The 24,802-nt window shown below is 52.8% G+C and carries 27 protein-coding genes; 3 read left to right on the top strand and 24 right to left on the bottom strand.

The features are described 5' to 3' along the window. Positions 1–15: 15 nt before the first annotated feature. The 19 genes from EJE49_RS04390 to EJE49_RS04295 all read right to left on the bottom strand — a co-directional run bounded on the left by EJE49_RS04390 (position 16) and on the right by EJE49_RS04295 (position 16,784). Positions 16–927: a CHAD domain-containing protein gene (locus tag EJE49_RS04390; RefSeq protein WP_223246756.1), complete on the bottom strand. Its 912-nt coding sequence runs from the start codon at positions 925–927 to the stop codon at positions 16–18. 394 nt (positions 928–1,321) lie between these two features. Continuing rightward, positions 1,322–2,179 (bottom strand): EamA family transporter, encoded by an 858-nt coding sequence (locus EJE49_RS04385; RefSeq protein WP_124949161.1) that lies wholly within the window; start codon positions 2,177–2,179, stop codon positions 1,322–1,324. Beyond that, positions 2,176–2,937: a phosphonate metabolism protein PhnP gene (gene phnP / locus EJE49_RS04380; RefSeq protein ID WP_124949160.1), complete on the bottom strand. Its 762-nt coding sequence runs from the start codon at positions 2,935–2,937 to the stop codon at positions 2,176–2,178. The genes EJE49_RS04385 and phnP overlap by 4 nt, the downstream gene beginning before the upstream one ends. Then, complete coding sequence (phnN, locus tag EJE49_RS04375) at positions 2,928–3,497, bottom strand: phosphonate metabolism protein/1,5-bisphosphokinase (PRPP-forming) PhnN (protein WP_124949159.1); 570 nt, start codon at positions 3,495–3,497, stop codon at positions 2,928–2,930. The genes phnP and phnN overlap by 10 nt, the downstream gene beginning before the upstream one ends. 1 nt (position 3,498) lies before the next feature. Continuing rightward, a complete protein-coding gene (locus EJE49_RS04370; RefSeq protein WP_124949158.1) occupies positions 3,499–4,659 on the bottom strand; it encodes an alpha-D-ribose 1-methylphosphonate 5-triphosphate diphosphatase in 1,161 nt (386 codons plus the stop codon). After that, the gene (phnL, locus tag EJE49_RS04365; RefSeq protein ID WP_124949157.1) at positions 4,656–5,381 is read right to left on the bottom strand and encodes a phosphonate C-P lyase system protein PhnL; all 726 of its coding nucleotides are present in this window, start codon (positions 5,379–5,381) and stop codon (positions 4,656–4,658) included. The genes EJE49_RS04370 and phnL overlap by 4 nt, the downstream gene beginning before the upstream one ends. A gap of 1 nt (position 5,382) precedes the next feature. After that, positions 5,383–6,216: an ATP-binding cassette domain-containing protein gene (locus EJE49_RS04360; protein WP_124949156.1), complete on the bottom strand. Its 834-nt coding sequence runs from the start codon at positions 6,214–6,216 to the stop codon at positions 5,383–5,385. Further along, complete coding sequence (locus EJE49_RS04355; RefSeq protein WP_124949155.1) at positions 6,213–7,109, bottom strand: alpha-D-ribose 1-methylphosphonate 5-phosphate C-P-lyase PhnJ; 897 nt, start codon at positions 7,107–7,109, stop codon at positions 6,213–6,215. Before EJE49_RS04355 ends, EJE49_RS04360 begins: the two co-directional genes overlap by 4 nt. Next, entirely contained in the window at positions 7,106–8,218 is a 1,113-nt protein-coding gene (locus tag EJE49_RS04350) for a carbon-phosphorus lyase complex subunit PhnI (protein ID WP_124949154.1), read from the bottom strand. The genes EJE49_RS04355 and EJE49_RS04350 overlap by 4 nt, the downstream gene beginning before the upstream one ends. Then, complete coding sequence (gene phnH, locus EJE49_RS04345; RefSeq protein WP_124949153.1) at positions 8,215–8,805, bottom strand: phosphonate C-P lyase system protein PhnH; 591 nt, start codon at positions 8,803–8,805, stop codon at positions 8,215–8,217. The genes EJE49_RS04350 and phnH overlap by 4 nt, the downstream gene beginning before the upstream one ends. Further along, positions 8,786–9,253, bottom strand: a complete 468-nt coding sequence (gene phnG / locus EJE49_RS04340; protein ID WP_124949152.1) for a phosphonate C-P lyase system protein PhnG — start codon at positions 9,251–9,253, stop codon at positions 8,786–8,788. The genes phnH and phnG overlap by 20 nt, the downstream gene beginning before the upstream one ends. Continuing rightward, complete coding sequence (phnE, locus tag EJE49_RS04335) at positions 9,250–10,044, bottom strand: phosphonate ABC transporter, permease protein PhnE (RefSeq protein ID WP_124949151.1); 795 nt, start codon at positions 10,042–10,044, stop codon at positions 9,250–9,252. The genes phnG and phnE (EJE49_RS04335) overlap by 4 nt, the downstream gene beginning before the upstream one ends. Then, positions 10,044–10,841, bottom strand: a complete 798-nt coding sequence (phnE, locus tag EJE49_RS04330) for a phosphonate ABC transporter, permease protein PhnE (RefSeq protein WP_124949150.1) — start codon at positions 10,839–10,841, stop codon at positions 10,044–10,046. Before phnE (EJE49_RS04330) ends, phnE (EJE49_RS04335) begins: the two co-directional genes overlap by 1 nt. Next, positions 10,807–11,586, bottom strand: coding sequence for a phosphonate ABC transporter ATP-binding protein (gene phnC / locus EJE49_RS04325; RefSeq protein ID WP_124949149.1), 780 nt, complete (start codon positions 11,584–11,586; stop codon positions 10,807–10,809). The genes phnE (EJE49_RS04330) and phnC overlap by 35 nt, the downstream gene beginning before the upstream one ends. Before the next feature lie 53 nt (positions 11,587–11,639). After that, positions 11,640–12,509, bottom strand: coding sequence for a phosphonate ABC transporter substrate-binding protein (gene phnD, locus EJE49_RS04320; protein ID WP_124949148.1), 870 nt, complete (start codon positions 12,507–12,509; stop codon positions 11,640–11,642). Positions 12,510–12,550: 41 nt separating this feature from the next. After that, positions 12,551–13,276, bottom strand: a complete 726-nt coding sequence (gene phnF / locus EJE49_RS04315; protein WP_124949147.1) for a phosphonate metabolism transcriptional regulator PhnF — start codon at positions 13,274–13,276, stop codon at positions 12,551–12,553. A 756-nt stretch (positions 13,277–14,032) separates the two neighbouring features. Further along, the gene (locus EJE49_RS04305; protein ID WP_124949146.1) at positions 14,033–14,221 is read right to left on the bottom strand and encodes a hypothetical protein; all 189 of its coding nucleotides are present in this window, start codon (positions 14,219–14,221) and stop codon (positions 14,033–14,035) included. Between the two features lie 35 nt (positions 14,222–14,256). Beyond that, positions 14,257–16,014 carry a gamma-glutamyltransferase gene (gene ggt, locus EJE49_RS04300; RefSeq protein WP_124949145.1) on the bottom strand — a complete coding sequence of 586 codons (1,758 nt, stop codon included), beginning with the start codon at positions 16,012–16,014 and terminating at the stop codon, positions 14,257–14,259. 308 nt (positions 16,015–16,322) lie between these two features. Further along, positions 16,323–16,784, bottom strand: a complete 462-nt coding sequence (locus EJE49_RS04295; RefSeq protein ID WP_124949144.1) for a DsrE family protein — start codon at positions 16,782–16,784, stop codon at positions 16,323–16,325. 349 nt (positions 16,785–17,133) lie between these two features. On the opposite strand from EJE49_RS04295, the gene EJE49_RS04290 reads away from it, so the two are divergent. Further along, positions 17,134–18,114, top strand: a complete 981-nt coding sequence (locus tag EJE49_RS04290; protein ID WP_124949143.1) for a helix-turn-helix domain-containing protein — start codon at positions 17,134–17,136, stop codon at positions 18,112–18,114. On the opposite strand, the gene eutC is transcribed toward EJE49_RS04290, so the two are convergent. The 4 genes from eutC to EJE49_RS04270 all read right to left on the bottom strand — a co-directional run bounded on the left by eutC (position 18,111) and on the right by EJE49_RS04270 (position 22,434). Continuing rightward, positions 18,111–18,998 carry an ethanolamine ammonia-lyase subunit EutC gene (gene eutC / locus EJE49_RS04285; RefSeq protein WP_124949142.1) on the bottom strand — a complete coding sequence of 296 codons (888 nt, stop codon included), beginning with the start codon at positions 18,996–18,998 and terminating at the stop codon, positions 18,111–18,113. The two genes, EJE49_RS04290 and eutC, sit on opposite strands and share 4 nt — an antisense overlap. Then, positions 18,890–20,287, bottom strand: coding sequence for an ethanolamine ammonia-lyase subunit EutB (locus EJE49_RS04280; protein ID WP_124949141.1), 1,398 nt, complete (start codon positions 20,285–20,287; stop codon positions 18,890–18,892). The genes eutC and EJE49_RS04280 overlap by 109 nt, the downstream gene beginning before the upstream one ends. Before the next feature lie 51 nt (positions 20,288–20,338). Beyond that, on the bottom strand, positions 20,339–21,718 hold the full coding sequence (gene eat / locus EJE49_RS04275) for an ethanolamine permease (RefSeq protein ID WP_124949140.1): 1,380 nt from the start codon (positions 21,716–21,718) through the stop codon (positions 20,339–20,341). 272 nt (positions 21,719–21,990) lie between these two features. Further along, positions 21,991–22,434: an OsmC family protein gene (locus tag EJE49_RS04270; RefSeq protein ID WP_124949139.1), complete on the bottom strand. Its 444-nt coding sequence runs from the start codon at positions 22,432–22,434 to the stop codon at positions 21,991–21,993. Between the two features lie 364 nt (positions 22,435–22,798). Between EJE49_RS04270 and EJE49_RS04265 the strand changes: the two genes are divergently transcribed. Further along, positions 22,799–23,188, top strand: coding sequence for a DUF302 domain-containing protein (locus EJE49_RS04265; protein ID WP_124949138.1), 390 nt, complete (start codon positions 22,799–22,801; stop codon positions 23,186–23,188). Positions 23,189–23,242: 54 nt separating this feature from the next. Continuing rightward, positions 23,243–23,509 (top strand): SHOCT domain-containing protein, encoded by a 267-nt coding sequence (locus EJE49_RS04260; RefSeq protein WP_223246746.1) that lies wholly within the window; start codon positions 23,243–23,245, stop codon positions 23,507–23,509. A gap of 74 nt (positions 23,510–23,583) precedes the next feature. On the opposite strand, the gene glcF is transcribed toward EJE49_RS04260, so the two are convergent. Beyond that, positions 23,584–24,801 (bottom strand): glycolate oxidase subunit GlcF, encoded by a 1,218-nt coding sequence (gene glcF, locus EJE49_RS04255; protein WP_124949137.1) that lies wholly within the window; start codon positions 24,799–24,801, stop codon positions 23,584–23,586. Position 24,802: the final 1 nt, after the last annotated feature.

Raw genomic sequence — 24,802 nt, 5'->3', positions numbered from 1 at the left:
GGTTACTCCTCCGGCTTATCGGGGCTTGAACAAGCGCTTGAATCGCTGCTGGTGCCGGGTTGCCATAAAGCCGGCAAAACGCCGTTGGAACTGTTTGCGCACCTTAAACTGACGCTTCGCCAGTTTACGCATCATGCCGTCTACCGCTGTCAGCGTAGGCTGCGTCACCGGGGTAATCACTGTCGTTTGCTGAAAGTGCGCCAACATACGCTGCTGCACCTGCAAATCCTGATACTCACCGAGCATGTCCTGCAACGACTTCAACACCTTGATTGCTTTCCCAACCTTGGTTTCAGGGTAAAAACTCTGGAAAAACTCGATCAGATATCGCAGTTTTTTGCAGGATTTACGCAATTCATGCAGCGCCTGCGGGGGACTATCGGCATCAATCACGCCACCCTGCCGGATAACGCGACGCAGCATGTGCCAGATGCGCCAATTCGCGAAATCGCAGGCGGCATCATGCGCATGAAGCAGACGGCTATGTACAGGAACCGGCACAGCCAGATAACCACTCCAGGCCGTCATCAACTGCGCATAACGTGCTGATTGCAGAGCCTTACTCAGTTGCTGATGGGTCAACTGCTGTTGCTGCTGTAAATAGCTATGAAATGGTTCGAGCGCATTCACCAGCTTGCTATTGTTAGCTGCTTCGAAATTGAGCAGGTAGACATCGGCATCGCGAGCCATACCAGTAATATCACCCAGCCAGTTAAAACTGCGACTCAAACGTTGCCGCTCACGTTGCGGAATAACGCCGCGAGTTTGGCTGAGCAAAGTCCGGGTGCGCCGCACCGCGATACGGAAATCATGCAGGCACTCGACATCCGTCCCCGCACGCACGCCGGCTTCATTGGCGGCCATCGTCGCCAGCAGTCGCTGCATAATGCGGCGCACCGCCTCATCTGCACGCTGATTCCGAGCCACATCCAACTGAAGCGCCGCCGCTGCAACCTGCAAGTCTATACCCCCCCGAAAATGCTGCCTCTCAAGCTGAAATATGTAACCGTGTAACAGCATATCGCCCGAGCAACCAGTCAAATGACACACATTGCCCTGACTCAAGCAATATAACTTCTTTATACACCATACTCACAAAAACGCGGATGCAAACATGGCAATAGACACGGTGATAAATGCATGACTGTCTTTGGGATGCATGAGTTCGCTCCACAGCCACAAGCGGAAGTCCAAGGTGTGCTCTCTGAGCGTCTCATTTTCGGCCTTTGCTGTCATCGAACGATGTGTAGCACCCGAAACATTGCACTTATAGAGAGTTGTATTTGTAACAGCTTTCCGTCAAGTTAACTTTGTAACGAAGTTAACCGTAAATTCCAATCACAATAAGCCCGCTCACGACAAAAGTGGCCCCGGCAACACGCTTTCGCCATCCCACCTTTTCCTTCAGCCACAACACTCCTAGCAACACCGTAAAAACGATGCCCGCATTGGTGAGTGTCACTGCATACGCAGCGGGCAGCCAGTGCATAGCAAAAATTACCAAGGCATAGGCAGTCCCAACACCAATTGTCCCAATTGATAGCGCAATAGTAGTTGGCGTCTTGGTGGGAATCCACTGCTGTGTTCTCCACTTTTGTTCTAGGCTGAGAAAAATCCAACTGATTGCAAAATTGGCACATACATATCCCATAGCACTATTGATACCGTGCATATTGGATGCTGCAACCTTATCGCTAAGACTATATATAACTGTCATCGCTGCAGCAAACAATGCGTAAGGCCATGCCTTGCTAAAACGAGAGATGCCATCATGTGAGCTTGTTGCAATCAACCAAAGACCTACTGCAGCAAGCAAAATAGCTGCCCATGAAATCAATGGAAAACTGTGTCCGAAAACCGTTGTTTCAACGATTGCTATGAGCAATGGTGAACTACGCACCATAGGATAAACCGCACTTGCAGGTGCTTGATGGTAAGCGGCTCTAAGGGCTAGAAAATACAATCCATTTGTCGTGCCGCTAATGAGTACGCACAGGTAAAGCACAGGAGACTGTGAAGCATGATGCAAAAACTCCAGCAAAGTGAAAGGTGCGAAAAGTAGCACATATAGGCCAACGATCCACCACAGAAAATTAGCTTCACTAGGTGTTCTGCGGGTCAGTAGATTCCATGACACATGCAGCAGTACTGATATGCCGATGGCCAATATCGGCGTCATGTGGACTCCGGGCAGTCAATGAATTCACTATCCCGCGCTATAGAAAACTGCTCTGTCATTGTTTCAGGGTGATTCATCAACCATTCATCAAGACGGTGACTGATGTGCATTAGGACGATGTTGCTGTCTGGGTAGTCAGCACCTATGGCGATCGCCTCGAGCAGGTCAAAGTGGTTACGCTTACCTTCTATACCCGGCGGGTAGGTACAGTCCAGACAGATCGTATGAGGTCGCCACTCTTTCAGAAATGAGACAGTCGCAGGAGGGAGTTCGCGGGTATCCGTCAGATATGCCAGCTTAGCGTCTTTATATTCGATGCAGTAACCCAATGTAGGTTTAGAGTGAACTAAAGGTACCGGGGTAATGCGGACGTCGCCTACGCAAAATGTTTCGAACTTGGAAAGGTGAGTGAAATTAAGTGGGCCCGGGTATTTGTACAAGTCTGCACATCCGTCTGCATCATGGGGTGCAAAAGCATCAAGACTCCCTGTTCCCCAGCGTAAATGGAACAAGCCCTGAACGTGATCGGCGTGAAAATGGGTAATCAGTATTGAAGACAAAGTCCCCGCAGGAAATCGTTCAGCGATATCCATGACACCCGCATCAATCAGTAGACGTACATCGCCGGCCTCAAGCACTGCGCAATTTGGCAACCGCCGGACACTGGTATCGATACGTGCACGAGTACATACCGTGCAATCACAGCCCCACAGCGGAACGCCACCCGCCGAACCAGTCCCTAAAAAAGTTAGTCGCATGCAGCAACCTTTTCCTGACTGCGGATCAGTTCGACGAATGCAGGTCCTGTTGACTCCAGAGGAGCGTCATTATTGAAGCGTAAAAGTCTGTTGTGCTTCAGTGAAGCAAACTCACCTGCGCGCTTTAACCGTGATTCAATTTCGCTTGCTTCTTCTCGTCCTCTTGAAAGCAGACGTTCTCGTAACACCGACTCAGATACCTCAATCAGAACGGGCACTAGTTCCGGATAATGCCTAGTAGCCTGTGGCAGATAGGCGCGTGATCCGTTAAGAATCACTATGAGGCCTTTGGCAAGCCAATGATTAACTTCGCATCCGATGCCGTAGCGGAGACCGTGGCTATTCCAATGTAGAGGAAGTAGCTTATGTTCGACTCTGGACTGAAACTCGGCGTTGCTTAGCTCCACATGGTTCTCACCCCCCGCATTGTGCGGACGAGTGATATAGCGATGCGCGAACATCACGCTGGAGTTCGTAGCTAGTGCTTCCCGTGCAAAGTGCATCAGACTGTCTTTGCCGCTGCCGGATGGGCCTATGACGTAGAGCAGGACGCCACTCATCTTAGGCTCCGTGATCAAAGGCCAGTGTCATTACCTGTAAACCTTCCGACCAAACTCGCGACACTTGAGGTAGCCCACCCAAGTGTCTTACTGCTAATAGGTCTGCACGTTTTCCCGCTGCGATTACACCACGATCTTTGAGGCCAACTGCTCGTGCCGGATTACAGGTCACCAGTGCAACTGCTTCGTGCAACTTGATACCTGCCAATTCCGGTAGCTTCAGCACAGCGGGCAATAAAGCTGCTGGCGAATAATCGCCACACAGACAATCGGCCACACCTTCTTTGACCGCATCTAATGCGCGCATAGAACCTGACTGAGACTTTCCGCGCAGGATGTTGGGAGCGCCAAATAAGGTCGCCAGTCCAGCCGCACGAGCTGCCTGAGCCGTCTCAAGATTGATTGGAAATTCGGAAACACTTACGCCTAGTTTTTTTACGACATCAACCTTTTCTGGACGATCGTCATCGTGGCTAGCGAGCGGAATACCAAGTTCGCGCGCATGTTGTGCCAGTTGCTCCATGCGTGCCACAGCACCTTCACCTTGAGCCAGTTTGTTGGCGAGCAGGATTTCAAACTCCGCCGCATCCTTCTTGTAGGTGCGCGACAGAAAATCGCGATAGGCATCGACACTCTTGAACTGTCCCTGTCCTGGCGTGTGATCCATAAAGGACATCAAGTGAATCTCATCAAGGCCCAGCAATTCGTTCAGGATATCAGGCGCAGTTGGGTCGGTAATCTCGTAACGTGCATGCACTCGGTTGTCCACCAGAGCGTGTTCCTGCCAAGCATGTACGGCACGTGCTAGTTCTGCTGCGGTATTGTTATTGCGTACGCCAAGTTCTGCATTTGCAAAAGAAAGTGCGTGATAGATGGTGGTAATACCCGCCGCCGCATTTCGTTTGTCAGCTTGCGCACAAGCGAAGTCGAACGGGAAGTGCACACCGGGGCGCGGCTCGGCTTCTTTTTCCAGCGCATCGCAGTGCAGGTCGATCATGCCCGGCATCAATGTCTGGCCGCGTAAGTCGATCTCTTGCGCGCCTGCACTGCTGGCCGGATTGATGGCGACAATCTTCCCATCTGCGATGAGTACTGCAGCGTCTTTCAGTGTTTCGTTCTCCAGCACAACTTGCGCGCCGGTCAGATAAAAATGATTGTTCATGCAATTTCCTCTACGGGTTCAACGATAGCGACGGGAGGTGACAGCTCTATGACACTGTCGGCCAGACGGCGCACTAGATCGGGGTGGTGGAAGATGGCCAGCATAGCGATGCCGCTGCCTTTCAATGTTTCGAGATGTGCGACTACGCGTTCGGTAGTGGCGGGGTCGAGACTGGCGGTCGGTTCATCCAGCAACAGTAAACGCGGTTGCGCGATCAGGCCGCGTGCCAGATTCACACGCTGCTTCTCGCCGCCAGAGAAAGTGGCGGGCGGGACGTTCCACAGATGCGAAGGCACGGCTAGTTGCGCCAACAGATCAGCTGCACGTCCACGTGCTTCTTCGGTCTCCACACCGCGTGCGAACAAAGGCTCGGCCACCACATCCAGCGCGGACTTGCGCGGCAGGCAATGCAGGAACTGTGTGACGAAACCGATCTCGCTCTTGCGTAGCTCCAGTATGAGATGTTCGTCCGCCTGTGCAAGGTCGACGATTTCACCGGATGCAGTGCGGAACAGCATGCGTCCGGCGCTGGGCAGATAAGTGCGATACACACCTTTCAGTACCGATGATTTACCAGCACCGGTCGGCCCGATTAATGCTGTGAGCTTGCCTGGATAGACGCTCAGGTTCACATGCGAGGCGGAGGGGATGAGCTTGTTGCGTTCGTGCAGACAGAATGTCTTGGCGTAATTCTCTATAGTCAGGATAGCGTTCATAGTCATCTCACAATGCAGAAGCCACTAACCGCTGGGTGTATGCGTGCTGTGGGTCTTCAAGGATTTGGTCGGTGAGGCCGGACTCGATGACGCGGCCGTGCTTCATCACCAGCGTGCGGCCGGCCAACAAACGAATCACACCTAAGTCGTGCGTGACTACGATCATCGCGGTGCCGAGCTCGTGTTGTATCTCTAGGATCAGATCGAGGATGGCGGCTTGCACCGACAGATCGAGTCCGGTGGTGACTTCATCTAGGAACAGCAGCGGCGGTTGCGTGGCTAGTGCCTTGGCGATTTGTACGCGTTGCTGCATACCGCCGGAGAAAGTCTTGGGGTTCTGGTCCATGCGTACGCGAGCCACTTCGGTACGTACCAACAAATCACCTGCGCGGGTGCGAATCTCGCCGTAATGTTTGAGGTCGCTCATCAACAGACGCTCGGCGATGTTCCCGCCAGCGGAAATCTGGAAATTCAGACCCAGATGGGGGTTCTGATACACCATGCCGAAACGCTTGTTACGCATGCTGCGTTGTTGCGCTGCGTTGAGTGCAAACATGTCGTGCTGCACATCGCCGTCATAGAACGTCGCGCTGCCCGCCGTCGGCGTTTCGTCGAAATACAACATCTTTACCGTACTCGACTTGCCGCTGCCGGATTCTCCGATGATGCCGAGGATCTCGCCGCGATACAGATCGAAGTTCACATCATGCGCGGCGACCACACTGCCGCAGTGCGGGCAGATGTTGGTGTCGTTTTCCGGCCCTGTGCTGCTGATGCACAAGGGACACTGCTCACCGTGGATGCGCGACAAACCGCGCACGGACAATATCTTGTTGCTCATGCTTGCTTCCTCGCGCTGATTGTTTCCTGTTCTTCCTCGCAATAAGCCGAGTCGGAACATTGATGGGTGACGTTGCCTGCATCGTCGATGAGTTCGTCCAAGAAGCTAACAATCGAACCGCAGCAACGGCAAGCGATGCGCTGGCCGTTCACGTCGCGAAAATCTTCCACGCGGAAGGCGATGTCATCGAACACCAGCGGCTCGGCCAATGTGTACGGCGGCACAGCGTAGATCTTCTTCTCGCGTCCGGCACCCAGCAGCACCAGCGCAGGTGACTGATGTAGACGTGGCACGTCCCAGCGCGGGATGGGTGACGGGTCAATCACATAGTGGCCGTTGATACGTGTGGGATAGCGGTGTGAGATAGTGATCTCGTCGAAGCGCACGACATCCTCGTAAAGTTTCACCAACAGGCGCGAATAATCAGCCTCGCCGTGCATGACTTTGCGTCGCGCTTCCGATGGCTCGACAACCACCAGCGCATCGGGATATGGCACTTGCAAGACCAGTATCTGTTGCTCGGTGAGCAGCTTTTCCGGGATGCGGTGACGCGATTGGATCAAGGTCGCATCCTGTGTCTTTTCCGTGACCTCGACCCCGGGACAGGTGAGCTGCACAAACTGGCGCAGATTAACCGCGTTGACCGAATCGTCCGATCCTTGGTCGATCACTTTCAGCGTGTCGTCTTCACCGATCAGCGACAAGGTAAGTTGAAGACCGCCAGTTCCGAAGCCACGACCCATCGGCATCTCACGCGAGGCATAAGGTGTCTGGTAACCCGGGATGGAGATCGCTTTGAGGATGCAGCGGCGCACTTCCTTCTTGGCGTACTCGTCGAGGAAGCCGAAGGAATAGCCTGCATCTTCCAGCGGCAGTTCGTAATGAGCGTTCATGTGGTCGCCTCCGATTCTTTTTGTTGCATCTTCTGTTGGGTGGTGCGCAGTCGGTCCATGTCCGACTGGAAGGTGACGTAGTGCGGCATCTTGTAATGCGAGGCAAAGCCCATCGAGTCCACACCGTCCACATGCAGCAACACGAACTCGGGATCTTCCGAAGGATTGGTGGGGCCGTCTTGCATGCCTTTCTGCAAAGCGCGGTCGAGGATGGCCATGCTGATCGCCTTCACTTCGTTGTGACCGAAACAAGCGCCGTAGCCGAGCGTGAAGGTGGGCAGCTCGTCGCCGTTGGTGCCTTCGTACATCGCTACCACTTCGCATTCGGTGACCAGCACTTCACCCGCCTCCATCAACTCGGCTGTCACCGGATGCGGCAACATTACCGGCAGATAGCCGACGCGTAGTTCCGCCACTGTGGGGTGTACGTCGCCGTAACCGCGCATGTTGGAATACGCCATCGCCAGTAGGCCACCGGTCTCGGCGCGTGCCATGGTGGCTAGTGCAGCAGAGCGCGGCACTGGGAACACCAGCGGGTCTCGTGTGATGTCAAAGGCAGCTGCACGACTTGGCGCTACCGGTGGCAGCAGTCCTTCCGCACGCAAAGAGTCGATCACCTTCGGGAAGTTGTCAGGCAGTTCGGACTCGGGCGTATTGCGTAAAAATGCCTTTGCCACATTCTTAAATGCTGCAGGATCTTCGTTGGCTAGATCGAGTTGTAACAGGCGCAAGGCGTAGTCGTAAGTCGCGCCGAGATACTGACCGCCAGGTACTTCTTTGAACGCGGACGAGATGCGGCGGATGCAACGCATGTTGACTGTGTCCTGCACCGGCGATTCGAGCAGGCGCGGCTTGGTGGAACGATAGGCGCGCAAAGCGAAAGCCGCTTCCAAGGTGTCGCCCTGGAATTGTTTGAGTGCGAGCGCAGCCAGACGCGGGTGATACAGACCGCCTTCGGATATCACACGTGAAGTCAGCAAGCGCAACTGCTCTTCTATCATCGCCAGTGTGAGCGGTTCATCCAGCGAACCTTTACAGCGTAGGTAGTCTGTGACTGCTGCTGCACCATCTATGGCTGCCTTGCCGCCTTTAATTGCGACGTAACTCATGCTGCACCTCCCACTGTGATAAGAGTGGTACGCGGTAACGCAACAAAACTATTCGCATCACACAGCACCAGCTCAACACCAAGCGGAAAGGTGCTGACCCAGTCATTACGTGATGTGATCCAGTCTGCGTGCAGCTCCTCCACACCGATAATCATGGGTTTCTGTATACCAGGGCCACTTAGTTGCAGGCGAATTGTTCCGATGCCGGCGTCATTCAAAGACGTTACACGCAGCATCAAAGTTGCTCCGTACTCGGGAGCTTCCAATGTCCCAAGGCTAGGCATGAATTCAGGTGTACGGCTACCGTCAACAACAACAAAAGCGGCAACTTCTGGCGACGCACGATGCGCTTCAAGTTTGGGCCATTGCGACTCCTCTATTAGCTTATGAGGGTCTGCCAGCGTGGTCTGTCCATCAACCAGTGTGCTCAGCAATGCGAACCATGACGATGTGCTGGCTGTTGCGCATTGAGTGATTCGACCTGGATAACTGAAAGCATCCAGCAAGCTGCGGAATAGTTTCTGCTGCTTAGCCGGGTCCCAAATGTCTGAATTGTCTATTGCCATGTCATTCTTCATCTTCGTCATCCTCCTGTCCTAGCAGAGAGAAATCCACGCGCGTCGCTGCCAGAAGGTGTTTGCGCTCTGTTTCATTTTGTTGGTGTGCTTCTAAGCCTTGCTGTACTAGCGTCATGGCGTTAACCCAACCGGGTAGCTTGCCAGCTATTACCGCATCAAGGATGGCGATAGCGCGCGCGAGTTGCACACGGTCATCTACAATCAAGGCTCCGCCGCGCACTTCATTGCCTGCCATGTCGCGTATGACCACTTCGGCTCGTGCCACCGGTATTTCACCAATGAAATAGGATTCCTGAAATGCACCCTCACGCATGTTCAGCAATCCAAGTCCTGCGTGCGGTAGCGCAACATCTCGCACCTCTAGTTCACCCGACAATACGTCTGCCAGATACCTTACTTCACTTGCAGGTAAGGAGCAGAGTGCGGAAGGCCACTTATTTCTCGGTATATTTATCAATTGAGCTTTCCTCTAATCCAGGTAGACAGGTAGTCGATGACTAGGATGGAGATAAGAATCACGATGATCAAAGCCGCTGATTGGTCGTAATTGAACATTCGCAACGTGTCATGCAACGCAAGGCCGATACCACCCGCACCGACTAGCCCTAAAACCGAAGCCATGCGTACATTGCGATCAAAGATATAGAGCGTGTAACCAAGCGCCTCGCGCAGAATGGATGGCCAACCGGCATACATCACGATTTGTAAACGTGATGCGCCTGTGGCTGAGACCGCCTCATATATGCCTGCATCTACGCGCTCCAGACTCTCTGAGAAGAACTTGCCAAGAAAGCCTGCAGTGTGGACGCCTAGTGCGAGCGCACCAGGGAGTGGCCCGAGCCCCAGTGCCGCAACAAAAATAAGTGCCAGCAGCAGGTCGGGCATGGCACGCATGAAGTTAAGAGTCTCCCTGGCGATGCGGTAGACCGTTGCGTTCGGTGTCAGGTTGCGCGCAGCGAACGGTGCAAGCACTACCGCCACCACGAATGCCAATGCACTGCCCCATAACGCTGTGGCCAATGTCTGAATCAACAGTTCTACATATCTAGATAAGTCTGCAAAATTAGGCGAACCGTAGCGCTTGAAATATTCGAAGATGTCATCTACACCATACAGCAACGTTTCGAACGACAACTCCAAGTCCACGACGATCAGCCACAACAATGCCAGCCAAGCTGACAACCATACTGGTGTGGGGTTGAATGGCTTCTTTGGCAACGGCGGACGTACTGTTTCTATAGCAGACATTAAATCAGCCTCCTGCGGAATTTATCCGACATGCGATCAAGCAACGTGACCGCCACATAGATAGACAGTGCGATGGGTAGCAGACGGCCGTAATCGAACATACGCATCGCCATTACCAAGTCATAACCAATACCACCGGCACCCACTAGACCGAGGATGGCGGCTGCACGCAGGTTGTGATCTAGGATGTACATGACGGTACCTACGAAGTCCGGGAACACTTGGGGGAAATACGCAAAAGTACGTAGTTGAAACCAACCTGCACCATGTGCGGCCACCCCTTCGACTTGGCGTGCATCAATAACCTCGATGCTCTCTGCGAAGAATTTGCCCATGAAGCCAACAGTGACGAAGGCCAGTGCCATGACGCCCGGCAATGGCCCCAGCCCTACCGCCGACACGAACACCAGTGCCCACACCAATTCCGGCAGCGCACGCATCAGCGTCAGCAGATTGCGTGTCGCATGAAAGACGACTGGATGAGGACTCGCATTGACAGCAGCCAGTACGCCCAGCGGCAAACTGATGATAAGTGCAATGCTTGTGGCAAGAAAGGTCATCTCCATCGTTTGCAACATGTTCGTGCCCAGTGTCGGCAGATATTCCCAATCAGGCAACACCAGCAGATGGCTGGCGAAGTCGATCATGCGAGGGATGGCATTGAAGAGACGCACGAGATCGAGTTCGACCAATGACGCGCTGAGCCCCAGCAGCAGTAAGCAAGCAGACACGACGACTGTCGGTGCGAGTGCGGGCAGGCCATTAGGCGTAGGCCAGCATAGTCTCGAGTTGCTCATCGACTTGGTCTCCGTTACGGTTATAGATACGGCTGAGAGTTGCGCGGTCCAGACCGCTGGCGGGACCGTCGTAGACAACGAGGCCATCATTCAGACCGATAACGTGATCGGCGAAACGTTTGGCCAGTTCTACTTGATGAAGATTGACCACAACTGTGATGCCATCACGTGTGCAAATCTCGCGTAACAAGCCCAGGATCTCCTCGCTGGTCACCGGGTCCAAGCTTGCGACCGGTTCATCTGCAAGGATGACGCGCGGTTGTTGTGCCAGCGCTCGTGCGATGCCGACGCGTTGCTGCTGACCGCCAGATAAGCGGTCGGCGCGGTTCCAAGCCTTGTCTGTCAGCCCAACACGAATCAGCGCATCGTGGGCAATATCCATATCGCTACGCTGAAACAGATAGAACAGACTGCCGAGCCATGTGCGATGCGACAGTCGTCCTGTTAATACATTGGTCATGACCGATAGGCGGTCGACCAGATTGAAATGTTGGAACACCATGCCGACCTTCGAGCGTACTTCACGCAATGTCGCATGTGTCACCGTTTGTTGACCGATCTGCACCGTACCCGAGGTAGGCGTCTCCAGACCGTTAATGGTACGAAGTAGCGTGGATTTTCCTGCGCCGGATGGTCCGAGGATGACCGTGAACGAACCCGCCGGAATCTCGGTGCTTACGCCTTTTAGCGCATTGAATCCATTGGCGTAGCGTTTAGCGACGTCCTTGATGATGATTTGACTCATAAAACCTCCGGAAAAACGGTCGGCTACACATGCAGTCGACCGTCATATTGCGATTACTTCATTTGTTCTTTTTTCAAACCCAACTCTTTAACCATGTCGCGTATGGCTTGATAGTCCTTAGGACCCACCGCAACGTAATGGCTGATCTTGCCGTATCCGGTAACCTTGATTTCCTTGTCCGCGTTCAGAATCGCATCACGAATATCTGCCTTTAGCTTCTTAGGCAAATCACCGCGATACACCAGTGGAGAACCTGGCAATGGAGTTGACTCAGCAATGATGCAATTGCTTTCCTTGGTAATCAGACCTTTTTCCAACATCTTGGGATAAGTGATGTCGTTGTCAGCTGCCGCATCAACAGTTTTATTCTTAACGGCCAACTCAGCTGCGTCATGTGAGCCTGAGTAAGTAAGCTTGCCGAAAAACTCTTGTGGCATTTTTCCTGTTGCATGCTTCACCATGTAAGTTGGCATCAAACCACCAGATGTTGAGGCTGGATCAACAAACGCAACACTTTTGCCCTTCAAGTCCATGATGCTTTTGATACCACTGTCACAAGGGGTCACGATGATGCTTTTATAGGTAGGAGAGTTGCTACCTTCACGGATACCAACAGCAAACGCTTCAGCACCAGCTTCTTGCTCAGCCAGGTAGTAAGAGAGCGGGCCAAACCAAGCTATATCGACGCGCTTTTTTTTCATTGCCTCGATAACACCGGCGTAGTCAGTTGCAGTGAACATTTTTACTTTTTGACCAAGTTTTTTTTCCAAATAAGCGCGCATTGGCTCAAATGTCTTGATCATTTCTTCGTTGTTATCTGCGGGAATCAGACCCATCACCAACTCACGTGCGCTAGCCATGCCTGCTGCACTGAACAATGAAGCGCCGATCAGTGTTGAAAGTATCAGTTTGTTAAATTTCATTTAGTAAGTCTCCTATGAGTTTCAGTACGAGTTGTGGACGTTCAGGGAGTAATGCGCAGTTGGATACGGTCTGCGCGGAACCGGGTGATGGCGTACTCGACAGGAGTGTTATCCGCATCAAGCACGTTCAAACTCTTTACCCTAAGCACAGGGCGATTTTGGGTGATGCCAAGGAGTTTCGCGTCGTCACCTTGGGGAAGTACTGCAGTGACGAGACTCTCGGTCCGATGGAGTTTCCCACAGCGAGTGGACAACAAGTCATGCAACGATCCATCCTGATACTCGCTGAGTAATTCTTTATATGGGTGTACGGGAAGAAAGTGAGATATCACACAGAATGGAACGCCACCAGCCAAACGCAATGTCTCTATCCACAGCACGTGATCATCGGTTCCAAGCGACAAATTTCTTGCAACTCCGACTGATGCGGGGGCGACCATTTTTCTGATGACTCTGGTATCTGTAGAAATACCAATATCGGTGAGGGTTTGAGTGAATCGAGTGTTTTTCCCCACCCGGTAGTCCAACAACTGATCGGTAATGAAAATTCCTACACCATGTTGGCGTTCAAGCAGACCTACCGTGATTAACTCGTCAACCGCTCTGCGCAAGGTGTGTCTATTCACGCCAAAGCGCGCAGCCAATTCACCTTCGGAAGGTAGTTTGTCCCCAGCCGAACCCTGCCGTACATAATCACGCTCCAATACTTCAGCGATTTGCGCATACAGGGAAATGCCAGTGTCACGATCTATTGCGTAAAGACTCATCGGTGCGGTTGTCTAGATATGTAATGACATACATTTTAAATATCAAACATTTCACCACTGTTAAATTCTTGTTAAAGATTTATTTTTGATGGTGTTTAATGGAATTAACTGGACTGATCGAGGTGATTTATAAGCGGGGTCATCAGAATGACAGCCCTGCTTAAAGAATCCGGGAAGCGATTAAAGTTAGGCGACTAACCTATAATGTCGAAGGGGTAACCGAACAATAGATTAGTTGCGACCCAACGATGAATCATCCTTGCGTATTGCCTAGTTGAAGCATGCGGAGAGTTTTTCAGCCGACTTGTGAATAGGTACTGCTCAGATTTTAAACTGGCTTTGGCAATCCATGCTGAGAAGTCATTTCTCGTATCCTCCATCAGTTCAAATTGTAAAGGCCGCTGAGTTTTGCGCTGAACGACAATCGCCCGAGATAGCATCTGGTTGCCGTGGGTAACATCGCGAACTCGGATGCTGACAAGATCGCAACCTCTTCAGTGGAGGCTTTTGCTCGATCAGCTTGCCTTTAATCCATGGTTCGCGGGATTAGCAGCTTAGGCCGATTTTGAGACATTCTCGGCCTTCACCGCAAACTGCCGTTTATGGCACAGTAAGCCACCTAATAGCTAACCAGAAACGTTGCATACGGCTTATCAAATTTGAATGTTTACGGCTGACCTGTTTACGCTAATTATGATTACCTGATTTCAGCAGAATAGAAGCGCCTGCATACTGCCAACCCAGCAAACAGTCACATTAACGCCTTAAATGCTCGCATTGCGCATCCTTGAACGGACCGCTGAATTTTTCCCATCCTGACCCGGGCGTAGTTTGCCGGCACACCAGATCGCCATTCAATTTGCTGCGCCACTGATACCAGGCTGCCGGTGCTGCCAATGCCTGGGCACTCAGCAGTAATAACGTTAACATAACACTCAATTTCACGGCCACACTCCTCATTCCGGATTCACAGCAGGTGTTCAATATCCGACAGCCATGCCTTCACGTCGTGGATCAACACCACCCATCCAGCCATCTGGTACACGCATGATGCCATGCAATCCGCTGTTTGCTTCGCCTAATTTGACGGTATGTCCTAGAGACTGCAAAGACGGTTGCAAAGTTTCCAGAGCTGTATTCTGCTCAAGCTCGGTAGGCCCATTGCGGCTGCCGAAATTGGGCAGCGCAACGGCCTGTTGTATATCCAGATGCCAGTCGAGTACACCGACCAGCGCTTTGGTCACATAATTGATAATGGAACTGCCACCCGGCGAGCCGATGGCACCGACCAGCTGTTGCTGGCGGTCGAAAATCAGTGTCGGCGCCATCGAACTACGCGGCCGTTTGCCCGGCTGAACACGGTTTGCAACCAGCTTGCCGTCCTGTTCCGGTGCAAAGGAAAAGTCGGTCAGTTCGTTATTCAGCAGAAACCCGTCCACCATGTGCCGACTACCGAAAGCATCCTCTATCGACGAGGTCATGGAAACCGCATTACCCCAACGGTCGACGATGGAGATATGACTGGTAGACGGCAGTTCCAGCGCGTTGTCCTCAGCCTGACTGATAGCCGTCATGCCCGGCGGGATACCCGGCTCGGCCACACCCATAGCATGTAACGGATTAATCAAACTTGCCCGCTGTTGCAGATAATGCTTATCCAGCAGACCAGCAACCGGCACGTTGACGAAATCATCGTCTGCCAGATAAACATTACGGTCAGCAAACGCCAGACGCTCCGCTTCGCTGATCAGGTGCACCGCCGCCGTGCTTTCGGGGGGCATAGCTGCCACGTCATATGATTCCAGCATCCCTAGTATCTGCAATACCGCCACCCCACCCGAGCTCGGTGGCGGCATACCGCAGACGATGTACGCACGATACCCGCCACACACCGGCGTACGTAACTTCGCCCGATACCCGGCCAGATCAGCCAGGCTCATGCGTCCGGGATTAGTCGGATGGGCATGCACTGTCGCCACCATATCACGGGCGATTTTCCCGGTATAAAAGGCCTTGACGCCACGCTGTGCAACCTGGCGCAACACTTTGGCCAGTTGCGGGTTAACCAGACGCTCACCGGCAGCCAGAGGTGTGCCATCGGCATGATAAAAATACGCGCGCGCCGCCGCTTGCAACGGCAGGTATTTATCTCGCGCGATCAGCGCATGCAGCCGCGGTGACACGATAAAACCGCGCTCGGCCAGCTTAATCGCTGGGCCAAATAACGTGCGCCACGGCAGCTTGCCCTGATGCGCATGCGCCAGCGCCAGCATGCGTAAGGTGCCAGGAACACCGACTGATTTGCCACCGATCACTGCCTGATAGAAACTGACTGGCAAGCCAGTATCATCCAGAAACATATCTGCTGTCGCTGCTGCTGGTGCCGTCTCCCGCCCATCGTACGCCAATACCCGATTATGATCATGGCGGTAATACAGTAAAAAAGAACCTCCGCCGACACCGGAAGACTGTGGCTCAACCAGGGCCAGCACCATCTGCACCGCAATCGCCGCATCCACCGCACTGCCGCCACGGCGCAGCATGTCCACACCTGCCGCTACTGCCAACGGATTAGCGGCCACCACCATGGCATGTTTGGCGACCACGGCCTGCTGCTGTTGCAAACCCGTTGCAGCTTCAGGTGCCTCTGTACGATCAGCAGCATGCAACGAGAGGCTTAGCAGCGCTGCCAACACTGCGAAGCTATACCGGACGGCTTTTATAGCTGGTTTTTTCATGGATGTTTACACAGATAACCCGGATTAATTTTGCTTAAAGAAATCTTTTATGCCTTCTCTGCAGCACCCGATGGGAATGTACCGAGGAACAGGCAGAAGTTTCAGCATAGTGGAGAATACTTGAGGGTGCAACGCGTAAAGCAAGATGCCGGAGGAGCTTGCTGTGGCGGAAAGGATTACTAACTACGAGTGAGAGCCACCCCATATTAAACCAGCTATACGTTAAAAACCAAAGAGCCGGTCGACAGGCTGATAACCTGTGACCGGCTCGTTTGGTAAACAGCGCAGGATATGCGCTATGTTACGAATTAAGGGCGAATATAGGCGTACCCTTCGGCTTGTTTCTGAGCCAGTTCAACAACACCGGCTCCCACAAAGGAAACTTCCGGCAACATATCGCTACGCGCAATTTTTTGTGCTTTCATCGTATTCTCGCACGCTACGACTTTGATACCTGAATCAACCGCATCCTTAACTCTGGAGCCAACGTCTGACTCGAATTTAAGCATGCCGATACCGGGTCCGTAGGCAACGATTTCCAGCAAAACATTGTCTTTACCTACCGCATCCTGCACGTTTTTGGCGTTATTGAGTGTCAGATTCCATTTTTTAGGATCTGCATCACTCACCTGAAAAATCACTTTCATTTTCCCTGCTTGTGCGTGCGCCATTCCCCCATTATCAGCAGCAAATGTCATCGCTGGCACAGTCGCCATCGCCAGCAACGCAGCTGCAAATAAACCCTTTAATACATTCTTCTTATGTTTCATTGTTATCTCCGTTTAAAAAATTAAAAGCACGTCATGTTGTATTGAGTTAATTTAATTCGGATGAACCTTACACTAGCGTCCTTGCCCGTATAACTTATCCCTACTATAGAAGACGGGGTTGCGACGAAATTATTCCCTCCATTTTTTATTTTTGCATTACGACCATATAAAAACATCAATTACCGATATCCCGCCATAGTTCTATCACAGTGCATCTTTGTCACCTGCCGCATCACAACGGTGCACAAAACAGACAATATCACATTGAATACTAACAATAAATAACATTATTGCGGGCATGGAATTTGCGTCAGCATAGCAGTAACTAAGGCTATTTCGGAGCTGGAGCATGACATCGGCATTAAACCAAATTTCATCCGTAGCTAATCAACTGACTTACCAGATAACGCATGACTTTGACGCGCAGGCAGAGTTATTGCGCGGCTGGAATCAGGATTACCTGCAAATGTCATCCGGAAATTTCTCTGGCTATGTGTCGGAAATAAAATTCGATGATGTGCATCTGTTTCTGGAATACACGAGCCAGGCTTTGTTTCAGCATGGCCAACTACCCGAAGATGTGCTCGCCATAGGCGTGCCCCTGGCTGCGAAAAGCCAGGGGGTATTCTGCGGCTCTGCGACGAATAGCAACAGCATACATATTTTTTCCGGGCATGATGGATTTGAGTTCTACTCCCCTAGCGAACTGGTCATGGCGGGCATTTCCGTTAATCGTAGCGCGCTTTTGAGCTTGTTGACAGCAGAGGAACAGGAATCAGTACAGAAGAACTGCGCGCAGGCACATTTGTTGCAGCTTAATCCAACCGGCCTTGAGGCAATTCGCAGTTTCATGCGGGATATTTTTCATACAGTACAAGTGACACCCGCGGTATTGCACAACCCGCAAATTACCACATCACTACGCACCTCGTTATTGTCTTTACTGGCTGACAATCTGACTCATTCCTACGACACAGACCCTGCACCGATCTCAACTGCCCGCTGCTGGAAAATCGTTACTGAATCACGCGAACTGGCGCTTAGCCATGCAGAAAACCCAGTAAGCGTAGCTGAATTATGCCAGCACTTCGGTATCAGCCGGCGCACGCTGCAATATTGTTTCCATAATCTGATCGGCACCAGCCCGGTGGCCTATTTACGTGCCGAACGGTTAAATGCAGTACGTCATATGCTCAAAGATGCGGATTCAGTAACAGACGCTGCTACCTATTGGGGATTCTGGCATTTCGGGCATTTCTCGCAGGAATACAAAAAAATGTTCGGAGAACTGCCATCCGCCACATTCAAACGGCTGCATGCACTGAATTAGGCGGGCAATTTTAATATATCCGGCTCGGCAATCTGCACCATATCGCTTTCGTCTTTCAACGCCACCCCCGACAATTGCAAACGCCTTGACTCAGTCACCAGCCACATCAGTTTTTTCGCGGCAGCAACGTAACTCAACCCCTCCAGACGCACATTGGAAATGCAGTTACGCTCTGCGTCATTTCGCCCGACCTTAGGGTCATATGTCAAATAGATGCCCAGGCTATCCGGCGAACTCAAGCCGGGGCGCTCGCCGATCAGAATGGCCACCATGCGCGCACCCAAGGCAGCGCCAATTTCGTCACCAATCGCGACCCGGGCCTGACTGGCCAGCACTATCTGACCAAACTCCCAATCAGATGACGCATGCCGCCGGATCTCCTCTATCAGCGGCACAGCATGTTTATGTACCGCCAACGCCGACAAGCCATCCCCGATTACCAGTAACAAATCCGGGGCGATAGGCGGCTTAACTGCCTGCAATACGTGCAGACTGGCTGCGTCCACACGCCGGCCAAGATCGGGGCGCAGCAGATAGGTCTTGCGATCAATCGCTCGGCTGCTAACCCGCACTGTCGGGAAACCGCGGGCGGCCAGGGCTGCGTCAAGCATGGCTGCATCAAGCGGCAAATGCACAGCATCGCGAGCCATGGCATGCGCGTAACCGAAATTCAACACCTCAGTGGTGGGCAAACTGCTACCCACCCGTCCTAACGCGATGCGCGCCTGGGTAAACTGCCTGAGTCGCTGCCAGGGGTCAGCCGTTACAGCAACTTCTAGCCCATTGCCAGCAAACCCCTGGGCATGGTTTGTAGCAGGCGATGCGTCGCTTCCACTGGACGGACCCGACCATTGCTGTCGGTAATGTTCATCGTTTTCAACCATAATTCAAACTCCGGCGCGGGTTTCACTCCCATGACATTACGCAGATACAAAGCGTCATGGAACGAGGTGCTCTGATAATTAAGCATGATATCGTCTGCACCGGGTATGCCCATGATGAACGTCACCTCGGCGGCGGCCAGCAAGGTCATCAGGTTATCCATATCATCCTGATCCGCTTCGGCATGATTGGTGTAGCACACATCGCATCCCAGCGGCACGCCCAGCAACTTCCCGCAAAAATGGTCTTCCAGCCCGGCGCGGATGATCTGCTTGCCGTTATACAGATATTCCGGTCCAATGAAGCCCACCACGGTATTGCTGAGCAGCGGCGAAAAATGGCGGGCAATGGCGTAAGCACGCGCTTCACAGGTTTGCTGGTCAACACCGAAATTGGCGCTGGCCGACAACGCCGTACCCTGCCCGGTCTCAAAATACATCACGTTGTTGCCCACCGTACCGCGGTTCAATGACAGCGCCGCCTGTTGAGCCTCACGCAGTATGGCAATGTCGATACCGAAGCTGCGGTTGGCCTGCTCTGTGCCGGCAATCGACTGAAATACCAGATCGAGCGGCGCGCCTTTTTCCATTACCTGTATCTGGTTGGTGACATGGGTCAGCACACAGGATTGCGTTGGTATCCCGAATTCGCTGATGACTTCATCAACCAGATAATAGATATCCATCAATGCCGGAATGCTATCAGTGGCCGGATTAATGCCGATTACGGCATCGCCCGAACCGTATAGCAGACCATCGATCATGGATGCCGCGATGCCACGCGGATCGTCAGTCGGATGATTTGGCTGCAACCGGGTCGACATGCGCCCGGGCAAGCCGATGGTATCGCGAAACGCCGTTACGACTTTGCATTTGCGCGCGACCAGAATCAGGTCCTGATTACGCATCAGCTTGCTTACCGCGGCTGCCATTTCCGGGGTGATACCCGGTGCTACCCGCTGTAAAGCTGCTGTATCCGCAATGTCGGATAATAACCAGTTACGAAAATCGCCCACCGTCAGATGGCTGATTTCAGCAAATGCCAAAGCATCATGACTATCTATGATCAGGCGGCTGACTTCATCATCCTCGTAGGGAATCACCAGTTCCTGCAAAAAACGTTGCAACGGCACTTCAGCCAGACACATCTTGGCGGCCATGCGCTCGGCATACGTTTCCGCTGCCACACCCGCCAGAAAGTCACCGGAACGCTCCGGTGTCGCCTTGGCCAGCAAATCCTTCAGGTCCTTGAAATGCCAGGTTTGCAAGCCGACAGTATAGCGATATTGCATAGCTGCCCTCCTGACAGCGTCCGATCAACATGCCGGACGCTGCCGTTGCGATTAACCGGGAACTGTCACAGCGCGATTATCAATAGCCGCCTCACGATGATGCCTGGTCAGCAGGAAGTAACCGAATGCAACGGCCATGAGCACCACGAACAATCCCGCCAGCAACTGATTGTAATAAATCATGGTAACCAGACTGACCACAGCCAACCCCAAAGCGATAGCTGGAAACACCGGATACACCATGGCCGGGAACGGCCGCTCCAGAGCAGGCTCATTCTTGCGCAATGCAAACAGGCTGAGCATGGAAATGATATACATCACAATCGCACCAAATACCGCCATGGTGATCAGATTAGAAGTCAGCGTCTGTCCGCCGAACGAAATCAGATTATCACTGAAGATAGCCGCCACCCCGACGACACCGCCAGCGATAATGGCACGGTGCGGCGTCTTGAATTGCGGGTGAACTGCAGCAAAATATTGCGGCATGTAACCGGCACGCGCCAGCGCGAAGATCTGCCGCGAGTAACCCAGAATAATGCCGTGGAACGATGCCACCAGACCGAACAAACCTATCCACACCAGCATATGCAGCCAGCCACTGTTAGCGCCGACCACCAGTTTCATCGCCTGCGGCAAAGGATCGTTGATATTGGACAGCGCTTTCCAGTCACCCGCACCACCGGCAAACACCATCACCCCCATCGCCAGCACCACCAGTGTCAGTATCCCGGCAATATAGGCCACTGGCACAGTACGCTTGGGATTCTCAGCCTCTTCTGCCGCCATTGCGACACCCTCGATCGCAAGGAAAAACCAGATAGCGAAAGGAATCGCCGCCACGATACCGGGTATGGCCGCCATGCTGAAACTATCCTGCCCGGACCAGCCGTGCGCGACGAAATTACTCACGGAAAACGCAGGTGAAACCACACCCATGAACACCAGCAACTCTATTATTGCCAATATCGTTACAAACAGTTCAAAGGTAGCCGCGATACGCACGCCGATGATGTTGAGCGCAATAAAGATGACGTAAGCTCCGGCAGCCATGAATTTGGTATTTACCTCGGGAAACTGCACGTTGAGGTAAGCGCCGATCGCCATGGCAATCGCCGGTGGCGCAAACACGAACTCCACCAGCGTGGCAAAGCCGGCAATGAACGCCGCCTTGTCACCAAATGCGCGGCGGGCATAGGCGAATGGCCCGCCGGCATGAGGTATCGAAGTCGTCAATTCGGTAAAGCTGAAGATAAACGTGGTGTACATCACCGCGATCACCATGGACGTCACCATGAATCCCAACGTCCCCGCCTTATCCCACCCGTAACTCCAGCCGAAATATTCACCCGATATAACCAGCCCTACGGCCAGACCCCACATATGCCACGCATTCAGCGTGGGTTTGAGAGTGTTGCTTTGACTGTGCATGATCTTGCTCCATATAGACTTGCCAAACCCTGGCCGAGAGAACACTCAGCCCCCAATAAGTACCCGGTCACGACAATCAACGCACGTATTTAACGTACTGATTTCATCATGTCAGGGCTAATTTAAGGCGGGTAGCACGAATGCGCTATCCCATTTTGGCAAAATCACTGCAGACTGATACGAACAGAGGGGATTAATGCAACAGCCATGCCAAACGGTTACATCCGTTTAGCATCCTGCTGTGCTGTCGTATACACAATAGCCAAGGTGTATTACACCTCTGGGGTAACCGTGACAGCTATCTCGAAGTTGACATGTGAGGATAAGGAGTTGGCTATGAAACAGCCGTCCTTGGCTTTTTGCAGCAAAATACAGGCTCTGGCCTCTTCGGTACCATGAGGCACCTGGAGTTGCACTTGCACGGTAAATTCTGTGAATCTGGTCTTACCCTCCTCACGTGCCAGCGTCCCTTCCACATTGCAGCGCAATGTCGTCCAGGTTAACTTCATAGCCACAGCAACCGCACGAAACGTCAGAATAAAACAATCAGCGATGGCTGCCGCCAGCAAAGTTTCCGGCGACCAGCGATCACCCGGGCCACCAAACTCTATCGGTGGCGCTGACACAAACGTATCCAGCCCATCGCTCTCCAGAGCGACTTCACCTTCCGGCCCGGCAATTGCACTTGCTCGATACTGATGCGGTAAACTTTTCATGTAATACCCCTCAATCTGTAACGCCGATATCGGCAACCGGAAAACTCACATCACGCGCCAACCCATCTTGCAGCCGGATGACTTCCTGCACTTTGTTCCAGTCTAGCATGCCCTGCCAGCCGAGCCAGCAGTACCGGTGCATAAATGATCTGACCGGTCTGGCCTTTGTGTACCATGCGCTTGAGAAATTGGCATCCAGACTGAATACAACAACCCTAATCCGAGTACGCTGAATTTCATCTAGCTCTCGCCTGAATAATTGATTTTGAAAACAACTATAACAGGGAGCATCACAGTTCATGCAATGTAAGAATTTGATACTATACTTAAGTATTCTTACTCAATTTACTGAAAGGACACTCGTATGTATGGATTTGCCACCACTGTTGACCTGCCCTTTGCTGCTGCCATAGACAAAGTCACTGCAGCCCTGAAACTGGAAGGCTTCGGCGTACTGACCGATATTGATGTGCAGGCCACCATGAAGACCAAACTCAATATTGACGGACTGCCGTACCGCATCCTGGGAGCCTGCAACCCGCCGCTGGCGCATAAAGCCATCGAAGCAGATCCGGATATCGGCCTGCTGCTACCCTGCAACGTAGTAGTACGCGAAACGGCTGAAGGCAAAATTATCGTGTCGTTCATGGACCCCGCTGCCGTATTGCAGCTGGTCAATCGCGCCGATATCACGGCACTGGCACAGGAAGTCAAAGCACGGCTGGAACGGGTACGCGACAGTCTGGCAGCCTGAATCCAGACTGTTTAGATATTCCAACACCCCAGCCATTAGCAATAAGGAGATGCCATGTACGGCTCATACGATCACAGCTGGATGTTCGGAGGCGGTATGCTATTAGGCGGTTTGTGGATGATTATACTGTGGGGGATTCCGCTGCTGCTGGCCATCGCCCTGTTGAAATACCTGTTTGTCAAAACCGAGAGCAAACACGGACAGAACCAGCCATCAGCGCCGGCCTCAGCCCTCGACATCCTCGATAACGCCTATGCTCGTGGCGACATCAGCCGCGAAGAATACCTGCAAAAACGGGATGACATTAAGGGTAAGGGTTGATACAGCGCTAATAAAATTTCAAGAGAAGACTGAGCGCACATTACTGCAACACCTGCACATTAAACAGTAACAATTTACGAATGTGCAGGCTGATCAAACAACTCAATCCAGTGCCGTACCGGCAGAGCCGACTTGCTCGCCAGATGCAGCTGACAACCCACATTCGCGGTGACGATCTGTGTCGGTTGGCCACTGCTCAGCGCTATCAGTTTTTGTTGCAGCAACTGTTGCGACAAATCGGGTTGCAAGATGGAGTAGGTGCCGGCTGAACCACAGCAAAGATGTGCATCGGGGACTGTCGTCAGTTCAAATCCGGCACGACGTAACAACTGCTCCAGCGCGCCGGGTAATTTCTGTCCATGTTGCAGCGTGCACGGAGCATGCGCTGCCACTGCACCTGATGTGTGCAATGGCAAGGCAGTCAGATCCTCCTGCAACAGAACTTCGATCAGGTCACGCGTCATGGCCGACACCTGCTGCGCCTTGCCTGCATAATCCGGGTCATGGCGTAACACGTGGCCATAATCCTTGACCATCACGCCACAACCGCTGGCAGTCATGACGATGGTTTCTGCCCCGGCGGCAATATGCGGCCACCAGGCATCAATGTTACGACGGGCAAATGCTTTTGCTTCTTCTTCCGCGCTCAAATGCTGACTCAATGCACCACAGCACCCAGCACCACTGATTTCCAGCAAGCTCACGCCCAGCTTATCCAGCACTCGCGCGGCACTCGCATTGGTAAGTGGCGTAGTGGCAGGCTGCGCACAGCCTTGCAGCACCAGCATTTTCCGCGCATGTCGCGCAGTTGGCCAAGCTCCGGCAGATTGCGCTTGCGGAATTTTGTGTTGCATTGCAGCTGGCAGCAGCGGGCGGAACAATCGTCCCAGTTTGAGCAGTGTTGTAAAACGATGCCGATGCGGAATCACACTCCGTAGAACGCGGCGCAGCAGTTTTTCGCGCCAGGTCCGTCCCACTTGTTGCTCCACCACCGCACGGCCAATATCGACCAGATGGCCGTATTGCACGCCGGATGGGCAGGTGGATTCACAGGAGCGGCAGGTCAGACAGCGATCCAGATGCAACTGTGTTTTTGCTGTAGCGGGCTGACCTTCCAGCACCTGCTTGATCAGGTAGATACGGCCACGCGGTCCATCAAGCTCGTCACCCTGGATCTGGTAGGTAGGACAGGTAGCTGTACAGAAGCCGCAGTGTACGCAGGATCGCAGGATCGCATCAGCTTCCTGGCCAATGGCGGTGTTCTTGAACGCGTCACTCAGTGATGTTTGCATC

The organism is Sulfuriferula thiophila (assembly GCF_003864975.1).
GTDB classification, from domain to species: domain Bacteria; phylum Pseudomonadota; class Gammaproteobacteria; order Burkholderiales; family Sulfuriferulaceae; genus Sulfuriferula; species Sulfuriferula thiophila.
Note: the sequence above shows the minus strand (reverse complement) of the source record. Positions and strands in the feature narration are given on the sequence as shown.